General features: G+C 66.7%; 9 protein-coding genes. 7 read left to right on the forward strand and 2 right to left on the reverse strand.

All coding sequences use genetic code 11. The annotated features are described in order from the left end of the window. Positions 1-12: 12 nt before the first annotated feature. The gene (locus OTER_RS09145; protein ID WP_012374617.1) at positions 13-2,421 is read right to left on the reverse strand and encodes a hypothetical protein; all 2,409 of its coding nucleotides are present in this window, start codon (positions 2,419-2,421) and stop codon (positions 13-15) included. A 274-nt stretch (positions 2,422-2,695) separates the two neighbouring features. Between OTER_RS09145 and OTER_RS09150 the strand changes: the two genes are divergently transcribed. From OTER_RS09150 to OTER_RS09165, 4 genes are all read left to right on the forward strand, one after another. Beyond that, positions 2,696-6,436: a CRTAC1 family protein gene (locus tag OTER_RS09150; RefSeq protein WP_012374618.1), complete on the forward strand. Its 3,741-nt coding sequence runs from the start codon at positions 2,696-2,698 to the stop codon at positions 6,434-6,436. Positions 6,437-6,515: 79 nt separating this feature from the next. Further along, positions 6,516-8,945, forward strand: a complete 2,430-nt coding sequence (locus tag OTER_RS09155) for a hypothetical protein (protein WP_012374619.1) — start codon at positions 6,516-6,518, stop codon at positions 8,943-8,945. Between the two features lie 145 nt (positions 8,946-9,090). Continuing rightward, positions 9,091-9,558, forward strand: coding sequence for a TIGR04076 family protein (locus OTER_RS09160; protein ID WP_012374620.1), 468 nt, complete (start codon positions 9,091-9,093; stop codon positions 9,556-9,558). A 33-nt stretch (positions 9,559-9,591) separates the two neighbouring features. Then, entirely contained in the window at positions 9,592-10,245 is a 654-nt protein-coding gene (locus OTER_RS09165) for a TVP38/TMEM64 family protein (protein WP_012374621.1), read from the forward strand. A 74-nt stretch (positions 10,246-10,319) separates the two neighbouring features. Here the strand turns inward: OTER_RS09165 and OTER_RS09170 are convergent, their stop codons facing one another. Next, the gene (locus OTER_RS09170) at positions 10,320-11,222 is read right to left on the reverse strand and encodes an SCO family protein (RefSeq protein ID WP_083767674.1); all 903 of its coding nucleotides are present in this window, start codon (positions 11,220-11,222) and stop codon (positions 10,320-10,322) included. 428 nt (positions 11,223-11,650) lie between these two features. Between OTER_RS09170 and OTER_RS09175 the strand changes: the two genes are divergently transcribed. The 3 genes from OTER_RS09175 (at position 11,651) to OTER_RS09185 (ending at position 14,928) form a co-directional block, all read left to right on the forward strand. Further along, positions 11,651-12,190: a plastocyanin/azurin family copper-binding protein gene (locus tag OTER_RS09175; protein ID WP_012374623.1), complete on the forward strand. Its 540-nt coding sequence runs from the start codon at positions 11,651-11,653 to the stop codon at positions 12,188-12,190. 21 nt (positions 12,191-12,211) lie between these two features. Next, on the forward strand, positions 12,212-14,158 hold the full coding sequence (gene nosZ, locus OTER_RS09180) for a Sec-dependent nitrous-oxide reductase (RefSeq protein WP_012374624.1): 1,947 nt from the start codon (positions 12,212-12,214) through the stop codon (positions 14,156-14,158). Positions 14,159-14,307: 149 nt separating this feature from the next. Further along, positions 14,308-14,928, forward strand: a complete 621-nt coding sequence (locus tag OTER_RS09185; RefSeq protein ID WP_012374625.1) for a hypothetical protein — start codon at positions 14,308-14,310, stop codon at positions 14,926-14,928. Positions 14,929-14,962: the final 34 nt, after the last annotated feature.

Below are 14,962 nucleotides of genomic sequence, written 5' to 3' on the forward strand. Positions count from 1 at the left end.
CACCGTTGTCGCTCACAGCTGTCGGCGTAGCTCCAACGGAAGCAGGCTTTCCGCCAGCGCGTGCAGCTGAGGATCCGGCAGCGGAAGAGCGAACGCGTCGCTGAGCACCAGGAGTCGATACAGGGCGCCCTCATTCAGCATCCGCAGCCGCGGGGCGTCTGCTGCCGTGATGCAGCGCTGCACCTGCGCGCGGGCGAGTTCCAGTTCATCGCCTTGGGCGAGCACGGCCGCGAGCGCGACACGTCGATCCCACGCGAGATAGCGATCGGCCTGATTGGCCAAACGGGCGCGAATGGCGATGACCGTCTCGGTGAATGCGCCGGCATTATCCTGCGCCGCCTGAATCTGCGCGCGCGCCGTCAGCGCGCCGACGTCACCCGGAAACCGGCGCAACGCCTCCGCGATCGCGCTGGCGTCCTCGAGCCGACCTGTTTCCACCAAAACCTCCGCGAGCCGGCTCTCGACCAGCGCAGCAGTCTGGTCCTCGACCACCTCGAAGACGAGGGCCGATGCGTGCTCCATTCCTTTGATGTCCGGCGGAGTGTAGGCCATCGGTCGCAACCAGGCGGGCAGATGCCAGCGACGAAGTTCACTCACGAAAAAGCTGACGCGGGTTGCGTGCTCCTTGACGAGATGGAGTCGAGCGAAGTCGTCGAAGAACGGGTCCCATGACGGCACCACCACGTAGCGGACTCCGCGACTCTGCAGCGCCCATTGCACTTCTTCGATCGTGCGCGCGCCGGCGATGGCGAGACTCAAGCCGAAGCCAGCTTCATTGCCCGCGGCGTGGGTGCCGAGTCCGCGGAATCCGCCGAAGTAGCAGAGTGAGGACGTGACCTGCGGCGGAGCGTAGACGATCGCTCCCGGCCCGCCGGCTCGCGCGGAGAGCCAGTGCGCGAGGTCGCGTTCGATCAGCAACTCGGCTTCGGTGCGGCTCAGAACCGTGGCCGGCCCAACAGGCTCAGGCCACGCCGTAGCCACGCCCGGAATTGCCGCCCCCGCGAGCGCGATGGCCCAGGCGGTGAGCAGAGGCCGGGATTTCTGTTCCGCTGCTGCTGCGAGACCCGCGACGAGCGCGATCAGCAATGTGACGTCGACGAGAACCCAAGCATCGAGCCACCGCCACGCGAAGGCTCCGGCCGCCAGCACTGGTCCCATCGCGAATGCCAGGGCTGGCCGCCACCGCGGACTGATCCGATTGCCCGCGAGCGTCCAGCCGGCCACGACGACGAGACCGAGCGGGAGCAGCGTCGCCCAGACGTCAAGACTCGCGCCTTCGCGCTGCAGCCACGCAACGAGATTTGGCGCAGCCGCGCTGCCCGGCAGGCTGGTCAACCGGTACGCATTCAGGTCCGCCGCGAGGAAGCCGCGGCTGCCTGTCAGTTTCATGCTGAGCGGGATGACAACGACGGCCGCGACCGCCAGCATCTGCGGCAACGCGGCGCGCAGCCGACTGCGCGGAGGCACGCGGTCGCTCGCGGCTCGCGCGAGCAGTTCGCCGACGCCAAGCCACGCCAACGCGTAGAGGGGATGATTCGCGCGCAGCTCCCATGCGCCAAGGTGAGTCGGTGCGTATTCGAAAAGATAGGCCACCAGCGATACGCCAGCGCCAGCCAGCGACCACCCTCGCCAGGCCGCGGCCTCGGGTGCCGGCGTGTTGCTGCGGCGGCTGGTCCAGTGGGCGAAGAGTCCTCCTGCGGCGGTGCCGGCGAGCACCATCACCTGACTGCGCACATCAAGCCAGAGCCCAATGCCCGCAAGAAATCCCGCCGCGGCGAACCAGCGTCGAGCTTGCGCCGGCTCGCGGAATCCCGCCACCGCGGTGAGCAGGCTGCCGAGCACGCAGCCGAGCGCGAGCGCGCGACCATCGGGTACGCCCGGCAGAAAACTCGCCGCGAACGGAAACAGGGTCACGCCGCCGACCGCGAAGCCCATCGCTGCCAGTGCGCCGAACCGCCACGCGCAAAGCGCGGTGACTCCGGCCAGGAGCAACAGATGCAGCGAGGGCTCCGCGACAAGCGCGGCCCGCTCGACCGACGGCCCCGCGGCTCGTCCGGAACGTGCGCGCTCGGCCCACGCGACGAGCATCAGCCACCAGCGTGCGGGCGAGGCGGTGAAAACCGGGCGGCCGACGGGAGCGTTTTCCTGGTCGGTCCACCGCGCCCGTGTTTCGCCACTGGCAAGGGAGCGCTGCGCTTCGGCGATGCGCGCTGCTGCCGGGCCGTGCCGCTCCGGCACGATGAGATAACGTCGCGAATGTTGATAGCCGGTCGGCGAATCAGGATCGACGTACGCTGCTGCGTTCGCGCCGCCGGCGAGGGCTGATACATACATGCCCCGTCCGCTTCGCCGCGACGTGACGGTTATCAGCAGCGCGCCGGCGAGCACCAGCACCGAGCAGATCAGCACCGGACGAATCATGGCATGCAATGCCCTCGGCTCGCGGGGCGGCAGGGGAGTGATCGGTAACGTGAATACTCGGATACCTGCACGGGATGCCTTCTGAATTTGCGGGACGCGGGCGGGCCCAGCAAGCCCGGCCAACGCAGCCCCCGCCCGCGCGCACAAGGAGCTCAATCCGGACGTAAAGGATCTCAGTTTGTTGCGCGCGGCTCCGGAAAAACGAGCGCGGGCACGGGCGCACCGACGCACTCGCTTGACCCCTCTCCCGCGGGTGGCTGCATAGATGGCTCGCATGCCCCGTCGCTCGTCGCTCTTTGGTCCGGCGCTGCGGCCGCCGGGTCGGTTCCTCGCCGCGGGCCGGCACGGCGCCGCACTGGCCTTTGCGACGGTCGCCGTCTTCGCCGCCGAGCCGCGCTCCCCGTTGGCGGAACAGCCGCTGGCGGCGCGCTCCGGTCCGCGCGGTGCGACGCTGTTTGTGGAGATGCCGTCGGCGCATACGGGCGTCGTGACGGAGAACCGGTATGCGGATCCGAAGATGTGGGGCGCGCGGTATCACGAATTTGAGATCGGCGAAATCGGCACCGGTGTGGCGATCGGCGACTACGACGGCGACGGCCGGCCGGACCTCTTCGTCGTCAGCAAGACCGAGAGCTGCCGGCTATTTCGTAACCTCGGCGAGTTCCGGTTCGAGGACGTGACCGAACGCGCGGGCGTGGCCGACAAAGGCGCGGCGGCTGGCGTGTGGAAGCAGGGGGCCACGTTTGTCGATGTGAACAACGATGGCCGGCTCGATCTGTATCTCTGCCGATTCGACGCCTCGAACCGGCTCTACGTGAACCAAGGCGACGGCACGTTTAAGGAGGAGGCGGCCGCGCGCGGACTCGACGTGCGGGACTCGTCCGTGACCGGTGCGTTCGCCGACTACGATCGCGATGGCCGGCTCGATGTCCTTGTGCAGACGAACCTGCTCGACGCGAACGCGCACATCGAAGGGCAGGCGAACTATCTTTTCCGTAATACCGGCGATGGCGGGTTCGTGAACGTGACCGATCACGCGGGGATCTCCGGCAACGGGCAGGGGCACTCCGCCACGTGGTGGGACTACGATGACGACGGCTGGCCCGATCTCTACGTCGGCAACGATTTTCTCTCGCCCGACAAGCTCTATCACAACCGCCGCGACGGCCGCTTTGACGACGTGATTGCGACCGTCGTTCCGCACGTGCCCTACTCGGCGATGGGTTCGGATCTCGGCGATCTGAACAACGACGGGCTCGTGGATTTCATGATCACGGACATGGCCGCGACGACCCACGAGAAGGATCAGCGCGGCATGGCGGATGCGCGCGGCCGGGCCCGGGAGGAGTTTAATGAGACGATCGGCGTGCTGCAGTATCCACGGAATGCGCTTTTCCTGAACACGGGTACCGGTCACTGCCTCGAAGCGGCGTGGCTGGCGGACCTGGCCAAGACTGATTGGACCTGGGGACCGCGGCTCGAGGATCTCGACAACGACGGCTGGCTCGACCTGTTCGTGACTACCGGCATGCACCGGGAGGCCACCAACGTGGATTTGTTGACGCGCCAGATGAACGCGGAGACCGCGACCGAGCGGTTGCGCGTGATGCGCGAGAGTCCGGTGCTGGCCGAGCGCAATCTCGCTTACCGCAACCGCGGCAATCTCGAGTTTGAGACTGTCGGTGCGGCATGGGGGTTGGATCAGAAAGGCGTGAGCTTCGGCGCGGCGTTCGGCGATCTCGATGGCGATGGCGATCTCGATCTGGTGTTCGGCAATTACGAGAAGGGCGTGACGGTTCTCCGCAACGACTCCGACAGCGGACATCGGGTCATTTTCGAGCTACGCGGGACCAGATCGAACCGGTTTGGCGTCGGCGCGAAAGTGGAGATTGTGACCGGCGCGGGCCGGCAGGTGCGGTACCTCGTGATTGCACGGGGCGTGCTGTCGAGCAGTGAGCCGGTGGTGCATTTTGGTTTGGGGGAGGAGGTGGAGATCAAGGAGCTGACGGTGAGGTGGCCGAGCGGGGCGGTGCAGCGGTTCGAGCACGTGGCGGCGGACCGGCGGTATACGATCACGGAGCCGGAGGAGTGGCACGGGCGTCCCGCCCGTGAGCCTTCGTCGTCCGCTGATACCCGGGTCGGTAATCCCGGAACGGTAGGGCCGGCGCTGGCCGCCGGCCGCGAGGAATCGAAGTCCCGCGCGGCTGCCGGCGAGCGGCAGCCCTACGAACACAGCCTTTTCGCGGAAACGAGCGCAGCGCATGGGCTGGCGGTGGTGTCGCGGGAGGAGCCGGTGGATGAGGTGGCGTTGCAGCGATTGCTGCCGACGCGGTTCAACCGGCGCGGACCGGCGCTGGCGGTGGGCGACGTGAATGCCGACGGGATCGAAGACGTGGTGATCGGGGGCACGACGCAGACGGCCGCGCAGGTGCGGCTGGGCCGCAGCGACGGAACGTATGCTGTCGACCCGGGAGCGGTGCTGCCGGTGGACGGGGTGAACGACGGGCCGGTGCTGCTGTTCGATGCGATGGGCGATGGGCGGCCGGCGCTGCTGGTGACGAAGGGCGGCAACAGTTTGCCGGCGGGCGCGGCGGAGTATCAGCCGAAGCTTTACGTGCAGGACGAGCCGGGGCGGTTTCGGCTGGCCGCCGGTGCGCTGCCGGAGCTGTCGCTGAGCGTGGGCGCGGCGGCGGTGGCGGACTTCGATCGGGACGGGCGGCTGGATGTGTTCCTCGGCGCGCGCGTGCTGCCGGGCCTGTATCCGCTGGCGCCGCAAAGTGCCCTGCTGCGGAACCGCGGTCCCGCGACCGCGGGATTCGAGGACGCGACCGAGTTGCTCGCGCCGGCGCTGCGGAACGTGGGCTTGGTGACGTCGGCGTTGTGGAGCGACGTGGACCAGGACGGCTGGCCGGACTTGTTGGTGGCGCTGGAGTGGGGCCGGGTGACGTGTTTTCACAACGAGCAGGGCCGCGGTTTCTCCGACTGGACCGAACGGGCTGGCTTCGCTGCGGCGGGCACCGGCTGGTGGACCTCCCTCGCGGCGGCGGACTTCAACGGCGACGGTCGGATGGACTACGTGGCCGGCAACGTGGGACTGAACACGCAGTATCGGGCGAGTGCGGCGCAACCGGCGCTCTTGTTCTACGGCGACTTTCGCCGCGATGGCGGCGAGCCGCAGCTGATCGAAGCCTACTACGAAGGCGACAAGCTCTATCCCTGGCGGAGCCGACGGGACTTGGGAGCAGCGATACCCTCGGTGCTGAAGCGCTTCCCGCGGAACAACGCGTACGCGCGAGCCACGCTCAGCGAGATCCTGGGCGAGGAGAAGCTCGCCGCCGCGGACAAGTTCATGGCGACGGAGCTGCGCAGCGGGGTGTTTTTGAGTCAGCCGGACGACACCTGGCGGTTTACGCCGTTGCCGCGGATCGCGCAGATCGCACCGCTGCAAGGGATGGTCGCAGGCGACTTCGATGGCGACGGGCAGGCGGACCTTTACGCGGTGCAAAACTCCTACGCGCCAATCGCGGTGGTGGGCCGGTTCGACGGCGGACTGAGCCAGCTGCTGCGTGGCGATGGCCGCGGCGGTTTCGAGCCGGTGCCGCCGGCGCAAAGCGGACTGGTGGTGCCGGGCGACGCGAAAGCGCTGGCCGTGCTGGATCTGGGGCAGGATGGCTGGCCGGATTTTCTGGTGACGCGCAACAACGCAAGCACCCTCGTGTTCGAGCGCCAGCACGAGCCTGGCCTCCGTTCGGTGCGCGTGCAGCTGCGCGGTCCCGCCGGCAATCCGACGGCGATCGGCGCCCGGCTGACGGCGCATTACCGCGACGGTCATGCTCAATCGGTCGAACTCCAGGCCGGTTCGGGACACGCGAGCCAGTCACTCGCGGCCGCGTTCTTTGGCGATCCGACGGGCAACCCGCTCGCGCGGATCAGCGTCCGCTGGCCCGACGGCGCCACCACTCAGCACGACGTGCCTACCGGCACGCCCGTCATCACACTCGATGCGTCGCGATGAAGCCGTGTCGTTTCCTGTTCCAGTATGAGTATGCGCGCCCGGCTGAAGGGCCGCGCATCTGAACGGTGTCAAATCCCCGATGGCTGTTACCCTCCGGCTTCGCTTGCTCGTCTGGTGCGCTGTGCCTGTGTGCACGCTCGCCGTGTTGTTTTGGGTGAACAGCGCGCGTGTTGACCGGGTGCGCTTCGTGTCCGCACTCGGGCTCGAACCGCTGCGCAACGACGACACCTCGGCCACCGGCTACGCCGGCGGCATGCGACAGTTGATCGTCCCTGGCCAGAATCTCGAAAGCTACCAGTGGATTGAACAAACGCAGCAAATGCTCGCGCGCGGCGAGTGGCGGGTGCGTCGCAACGAGCTCGAGAACGCGCCGGAAGGTCGCGCCGTCACCGCGTCTTCACCCTATCGCTGGTGGTTGAGGCTCGTTGGTTGGTTCGATCGACAAATCACGGGGCGCGCACCCGGTGCCGCGGTGGAGCACGCTGCGCTGTGGGCGGACCCGTTGCTACACGGATTGATCGTTGCGGGCTTGACCGGTTTTGTGGCGTGGCGATTCGGACTCTGGTCGAGTGCCGTCGTGTGTCTGGGGCTGGCGTTCGCGTTTCCGCTCGGAGCGAACTTCGTGCCCGGTGCGCCCGATGACCGCGGACTGGCGCTGGCGCTCGCGCTCGCGAGCGTGTTGCCGCTGGCGGTCGGAATCGCGGCGCTGCGCATCACCGCCGGCGCGCCGTCGCGGGCGCCGCATCGCTGGTTCGTTCTCGCGGGCCTCGCCGGCGGGTTGGGGCTTTGGGTTTCGGTCCCGGTGCAGGCGCCGTTGTTGTTTGGCTGCGCGCTGGGTGGATTGATCGCCCTCGCAGTGTCACCGACCTCGGCGCTCGTGCTGCCGTGGCGCAGCTGGGCCGTCGCGGGCGCGGCAACGACGTTGGCGGCCTATCTGCTGGAATTTGCGCCGGACCATCTCGGCAGCTGGCAAGTGCGCGTGGTGCATCCGCTGCACGCGCTGGCGTGGCTCGGATTGGGCGAGCTGTTGACGCTCGCGAGCCTGTGGCTGCAAACGCGCCAATCGCCGCGCCGGCTGATCGACGGGCTCCGACTTGTCGGTGCGGTTGCGGCGATTGGCGCGCTGGTCTGGGTCGCGCAGGCGAAGGAGAACGGTGGGCTGCTGGCGCCGGATCCGTCCGCATTTCGGTTGACGCCGCTCGTGGGCGACGCGGCCGCGCCGAATTTTCTGCGCTGGTTGGTGCAGCCGGCGACCGGCGTGAAACCTATCGTGGTGATGCTGCCGCTGCTGCTGGCGGTTCCGCCGGCATGGTGGTTATTGACGCGGAAGCTCCCCGCCACCGAGCGCACGCTCATCCTTGTGCCCGGCGGGGCGCTGGTGGTCGCGCTCGGCCTCGCGTGCTGGCAGCTCAGCTGGTGGGCGATGACCGGCGCGTTGGCGACCGTGCTGGCGGCGGTGACAATTCCGACAACGCTGGAGCAAACGCCGCGGCGGGCGCGCTGGATTTGGCTGGCGGCACTGCTGCCAGCGGTGATTGCCGGCGGAGCGCAGTTCGTGTCGCTGGCGGACGCGCGGCGGGCGCGTTCGCTGGATGAAACGGAACTGCTGGGATTGGTGCATCGCGATCTGGCGCACTGGCTGGCGCGGCGGGCCGGGCCCGACGGCGCGATCGTGCTCGCGCCCCCGGCGGAGACGGTCGCGCTCGGCTACTACGGCGGCCTCCGCGGGATCGGCACGCTCTCATGGGACAACCAGAGCGGGTTGATGGCCACCGTCCGAATCGTGAGCGCCACTACGCGCCAGGAAGCCGAAGCGCTGATCGCACGTCGCGAGATCACGCATATCGTCCTGCCTTCGTGGGATTCGTATTTTGGCGAGTACGCGCGAGTCGGCTCCGGGCAGGTCGAAGGCTCGTTTTTCGACGAGCTGCAGAACCTGAATCTGCCGCCCTGGCTCCGTCCGGTCGCCTACACGTTTCCGACCATCGCTGGGTTCGAGGACCGTTCGGTGGCGGTGTTCGAAGTGGTCGACGAGCAGGACGAGGCGACCGCGCTGGGGCGGATGGCGACGTATTTCGTCGAGGCAGGTCGGCTGGAGCTGGCGGCGGCGGCGGGGCAGGGGCTGCGGCGATTCCCCGCAAATCTCGGCGCGTGGGTGGCGCGGGCGGAAGTGGAATCGGCGCGCGGCGACACGCAGGCATTGGAGGCTTCGCTGAAGTATCTGCTCCCGCGACTGAAGGCCGGTGCCGACGCCGGCCTGCCGCTGGATCGCCGCATCGGGCTCGCGGTGGTCCTGGCGCGCGCCCAACACGAGGAGCTGGCGCGTGCGCAAGTGCGACGGTGCCTAAGCCAGCTGGACGAATCCCGGTTGCGGGGGCTTTCCACGAGCGCGATCTACCGGCTGTTCGCGCTCGCGAAGGCTTATGATCTCAGCATTGCGGATGCGCGCGCGCGACAGTTGGGGCTCGAGCTGCTGCCGGCCGAATTGCGCCCGGGGGTGGAGCGGTGAGGTGAAGGGCGCTGCGCCTCGCTCGGTGTTGGGTGTGTGCGTGACCTGACGATGTCCTGCCATTCTACGCTGTGTTTGGCGGTCGTCGCATGAATACAAGATCAGTTTCCGACGGTATCGACGTCGCCGATTTTTGCTCCGCGCTATGAACGAAAACACCCCCATCGATGAACGGCTCTGGAAGATTGCTCAGAAGCATCTTGGCTACAGCGACGACGAGCTGAAGCAATTCCGCGAGAATCCGCGTAACGCCGACGTGCTCGCGCGGTCTGCTGAACTCAAGAACAAGATCATCGTACTCGAAGTCGTGGAGTCGCATGGCTGCAATAGCCGGCATCGCGTGGGAGACAAAATCCATCTGGATGGCGCCGGCAATCTGCTCACCGAGCTTTGCCCCAAACGTGTCTGCACCTACGCGCTGAACTCGGCTGCGATGATGGTTTTTGCCGCCAACGAAATGATCTACGCGGGGGTGGATCCGAACCAGATCCGGTTTCGCCGCGCCAGCTGCTTCGATGTCGGGCTGCAGTGCGGTGGCTGGGGGCGCATCGTGCTCGAGTTGCACGTCGAGGACCGGGACAGTGCGGCCGCGGCGGCGGACCAACGCGCTTGATCCGCGGCGCGGCCGCGGCACGCTCGACGAGCGATGCCATCCGACCAAGAACTTGCCGCGTCCCAATCCGCCCGGGTGGGCGTACTGAAGTTCACCTTGTTCGTGCTGCTGGTGGTTGCCCTGGTGAGCGTGCCGTTTGTGGTGTTCGGCGAATCGTTCGCCTTTCCGCTCCTGGAACAGCGGCAGCATCAGGCGGGCTGGCTGGTGCTGATCGCCATCGCGCTGCTCGCGGCCGATGCGGTGGCGCCGGTGCCGTCGGTGCTGGTGATCGTGTTTCTCGCGGCCAAGGCCGGCTGGCTCGCGGGCGTGATCGGGGGCACGGTGGGGCTGAGCGCAGGAGTCGTATGCGCGGCGTGGTTTGGCCGGGCAGCCGTGGGCAGGATTGCGCCGAAATTCTTCCCGGAGGCCGAGCTCGCGCGATTGCGAGACGCGCTGCATCGCCAGCTCGGGCTGACGCTCGCGTGCCTGCGCAGCGTGCCGGTGCTGGCGGAAACCTCGGTGATGGTGGCGGCGTCGGTCGGCGTTTCGCGCCGACGGATTTTTTGGGCGACGCTGCTGCCGAATTTCGCCATCTCGGCGATCTACTCGCTGGCCGCGGACGATTCGTTCAGCACCGCGGTACTGGCGTTTTTCGCGACCGTGGTGCCGTCGTATGCGCTGTGGCGTTGGGTGGGACGGCGAGCGTAACGCGGATAGTCGCTTTACCTGAGGCATCGGGGAGGGCGCGTTTTGCACCCCGGGCCGACCGACGACTGCGGCCGCTATTGCGATGGCGGCTGCGCGAGCGCGGCGAGGATCTCGTCGGGCTTCCAGCCGTTGCCGCGCCAGATCGTCTGCACGCGGGCGTCGGGCCCGATCAGCGCGGTGGCCAGCGTGTGATCCAGCGTGCCGCGGCTCTGCTCGGTGTGCACGGCGAAGGCGCGCGTGAGCGCCGTGATCTGTTCCTTCGGGCCGGTGGCGAACCGCCAGCGCGCCGGATCCGCACCGTAACTTTCGCCGTAGGCCCGCAAGATCTGCGGCGTGTCGAACTCGGGATCGAGCGTGATGCTCAGCAGTTGCACGGGAGTGTCGGCCGACGGCGACGTGGCGAGCGCCTGCTGCAGCGTGCGGAAACGCTGCGACATCAGCGGACAAAATTCCGGCACCGGACAACGCGTGAAGATGAAGGTCAACACGGTCCGTTTGCCGCGCAGGTCCGCCAGTGTGAGCGGTCGATCCAGCTGATCGCGCAGCACGAACGGCGGCACCTCGTCGCCTTCGCGGAGTCGCCGCGCGGGCACGGCGGCGATGGCGGCCGGCTCGTCCGCGCCGCGCGGGCCACCGATGCGGCGGAAATCGAAGGCGCGGGAGGACGCGTCGGTCACGGCAAACTTGAATTCGACGCCGTCGCCCGGCTGAAATTGCGCTGCCTGCTCGAGCGCCGCCGGGTCGACATTGAACGGCATCGTCATCGCCGGCATGTAGTCCGGGATCGCCTGGTGCGCGATGCGGAGCGTGCCGTTCTGCAGTCGGCCGCGGACGACGCCGCGCACGGTGAAGACTTGTTCCGTCGCGGCCCGGGCCGTTTCTGCCGCCCAGCCGTCGGCGAACACGAGGGCGAAAAGAGCGAGGAAACGGAGCGCGCGCATGCGGCGCATGGACCGGAGACAGGCTGGGGTGTTCATGACGAAGGAGGGATGCGAATGAGCATGCGATCGTGACTGCTGGTGGACCTGTTGCGCAGCCGCCACGGTTGCGGGCAACCGCACGCGCGGGACAGGATCCTAGTCCGCAGTCGGGCCGCCCACCTTGTCGCGTGTCAAGCTATCCACCAACTTACGCCGCCACCGGTTTCAAGCTCGCGGCGGCGGTATGACGGAGCCCGGGTTTGTCGGTTCGCGCAAGGTGAGTATCTCATGGAAGGAGAAAATATTGACCCGCATCAAGGCAGGGGACGCCGCCTCAGATTAGCATGCCTTCCTGACCAGCGGTGGTCGTCGCGATTCCGCGCGCTAGGGTTCCCCCCAGCGCGGCGGAACCACGCCCAACCCGCCGTTACCATGGTCCAGGGTCTCGGTCCGACAGTTCCGTTTGCCAACCTTTCCATCACATCATGAAAAACATCGTTCGATCCTTCGCGGTAACCCTGTGCGCAGCTGTGCTGCTCGCCGGCTGTGGCAAGAAATCCGATTCGGGAGCGCAGAGCTCCGGCGACGCCGCCGCGCCGGCGGGCAAGTCGGCTTCTGCCACGAGCGCGGAAACGCCGGCCAGTGGCCGCTCGGTCGAGATCAAGGCCGACGACACGATGAAGTTCTCGCTGACCGAGATTCGCGCCAAGCGCGGCGAGGCGCTGTCGGTCACGCTGCGCAACGTCGGCAACACGCCCAAGTTTTCGATGGGCCACAATTGGGTGCTGCTCAAGAAGGGCGCCAACGTGGACGAGTTCATCAACGAGGCGATGAACGCCGCCGCGACGGACTACGTTCCCGCCTCGAAGCAGGACATGGTGCTGCGGCACACGAAGCTGCTGGGGCCGAAGGAGGTCGACACGGTTACCTTCAACGCGCCGGCCGAACCCGGCCGCTACGTCTTCCTCTGTTCCTTCCCCGGCCACTATCAGGTCGGCATGAAGGGTGAACTGGTCGTCGAGTAATCCCTCTCCGCTGCCTTCCCCATGAAACGATCCCTGCATACCCCGCTCGCTCTCTCCCTGCTCTCGTTGACCGTGCTCCTCGGCGGCTGCGGCCGACCCGGAGGCGATGGCGCGGGCAACGGCAAGTCCGGCAAAGCCGACGCCAACTCCGCCGCGGTGAAAACCTATGTCGCGCCGGGCCAGAAGGACGAGTTCTACCTGTTCTACTCGGGTGGTCACTCGGGTCAGATCTTCGTGGCCGGGATTCCGTCGATGCGGCACCTGATCACGATTCCCGTGTTCACGCCCAGCCCGGGCACTGGCTACGGCTTCGATGAGGAAACGAAGAAGATGCTCGGCGGCTACACCTGGGGCGACGTTCATCACCCCGGGCTCTCGCAGACGGACGGTAAATACGACGGTCGCTGGCTGTTCGTGAACGACAACGCCAACAACCGCATCGCGCGCGTCGACCTGCGGGATTTCAAAACCAAGCAGATTCTCGGGCCGATTCCCAATTCCAGCGGCAATCACGGTTCCTCGTTCGTGACCGAGAACACCGAAAACGTCCTCGTCGCGACGCGCTTTTCCGTCCCGTTGCCGAAAGGCCGCTACGCCGAGCTGAACGACTACGAGAAGGAGTTCAACGGCATGGTCAGCGGCATCAAGGTCGATCCGCAGAGCGGCGAGATGTCGGTCGGCTGGCAGATTCTCACGCCGCCGTTTGATTGGGATCTCGGCTCGACCGGCAAGGGCCCGAGCTCGGGCTGGGCGTTCTGGACCTCTTACAACACGGAGATGGCGCACGATCAGCTCGAGGTGAACGCCTCGCAGCGCGAGCGCGACTACGCTGCTGTGGTGAACTGGAAAGCCGCCGAAGCCGCCGTACGCGAGGGCAAGGGCACCGACATGGACGGCGTGCCGGTAATCGATCCGGCGAAGGTGCCTGGCGTCCTCTACTTCCTGCCGGTGCCCAAGTCTCCCCACGGCATTGATGTCGATCCGTCGGGCCGCTGGATCGCAGCTGGCGGCAAGCTGCAGCCGACCGCCTCGGTGTTCGATTTCGAGAAGATCCGCGTCGCGATCGAGAAGAGGGATTTCGAGGGCGAGTTCCGCGGGGTTCCGATCCTGCGGTTCGAATCCGTGCTCGAGGGCGAAGTGCCGGTCGGGCTCGGTCCGCTGCACACGCAGTATGACGGCAAGGGCAATGCCTACACCTCGCTGTTCATCGAGTCGGTGGTCACGAAGTGGAAGCTGCCGCCGTGGACCGACGAGCAGAAGAAGGATCTCTCCAAGGCCGTCATCGACAAGATCCCGGTGCATTTCAACATCGGTCACCTGGTGATCGGCGGTTCGGATACGAAGGAGCCTTACGGTCGTTATCTGGTCGCCGGCAACAAGCTCTCGAAGGGGCGGCACCTCAGCACGGGTCCGTCGCAGCCCGAGAGCAGCCAGTTGATCGACATCACCGGCGAAAAGATGGCCATGCTCTACGAGACGTTCACGGATCCGGAGCCGCACTTCATGCAGATCCTGAAGGCCGACGTCATCAAGCCGATCGAGGTTTATCCGAAGGCGGAGAACAAGAACCCGAACGCCGTCTGGGACGCGAAGGACACGAGCGTCACGCGCAGCGGCAACACCGTCGAGGTGAAGGCGCTTGCGATCCGGAGTCATTTCGCGCCGGAGCGGATCGATGCGCAGGTGGGCGACGAGGTCGTGGTGCACCTGACCAATGTCGAGCAGACGCCCGACATGATCCATGGCTGGGGCCTGGCCGAGCACGACATCAACATCATCGTGGATCCAGGCGAAACCAAGACGGTGCGTTTCAAGGTGACGAAGCCGGGCGTGTTTCCGTTCTACTGCACGAACTTCTGCTCGGCGCTGCACCAGGAGATGCAGGGGTACCTGGCGGTGAAACCCGCCAGCACGGCGAGCACCGCGCCGGTGCCGACGGGCGCTGGCGCCGTGGCCGCGATGCCATGACCGGGCTTTCTGTTTTTTTCCATGGGTGATTAAGCGGCGGCTCCGCTCGCCGCAGCGAAGAGCAGTCCCTCGGGGCGCGGAGCGGAGTCCGCGCCCTTTTTTCTCTCCCGATTCCTTCCTTCCGCCGGCGCCGCCGGCCTGTTTCCATCATGCGTAGTCTTCTCCGTCGCGAATACGTCTTCCTGCGCCGGCCCTTGTCGTTCGGTGCGCGCATTGTGTTGTTGCTTGCCGTGGTGAGCCTGGTGCTGGCGCTCGTGCTGCCGCTCTGGCGGATTGGCCTCGTCGCGCCGCAATATCAGGAAGGCCTGTCGCTGCGGATCTACAGTTACCAGCTCGTGGCGGGAAACAACGGGCAGGATCTGAACGAGATCAACAATCTCAATCATTACATCGGCATGAAGCCGCTGGCCGAGGCCGACTTCATCGAGATGCGCTGGGTGCCGTTTGCGCTCGGGTTTTTCGTGCTGCTTGGTTTGCGCGCGACGGCGCTGGGCACGATGCGCAGCTTGATCGACCTGCTCGCGCTATATCTTTATTTCACGGCGTTCTCGTTCGGCAGTTTCTACTACCGGCTCTACACCTACGGCCACCAGCTCGATCCCAAGGCGCCGATGACGATTCAACCGTTCACGCCCGTGCTGATCGGCCGGCAACAGATCGCGAACTTCCTCCAGAGCAGCTGGCCGGAAATCGGCGCGCTGTTCCTCGGCCTGTTCCCGGTGCTGATCGTGCTCGCGATGTGGATGTCGCGCCAGGAGGACCCGGTGTGACGATCGTTGGTCAGAATCCAGGTGGCGCCCGGCG

The organism is Opitutus terrae PB90-1, assembly GCF_000019965.1.
Lineage (GTDB): Bacteria > Verrucomicrobiota > Verrucomicrobiia > Opitutales > Opitutaceae > Opitutus > Opitutus terrae.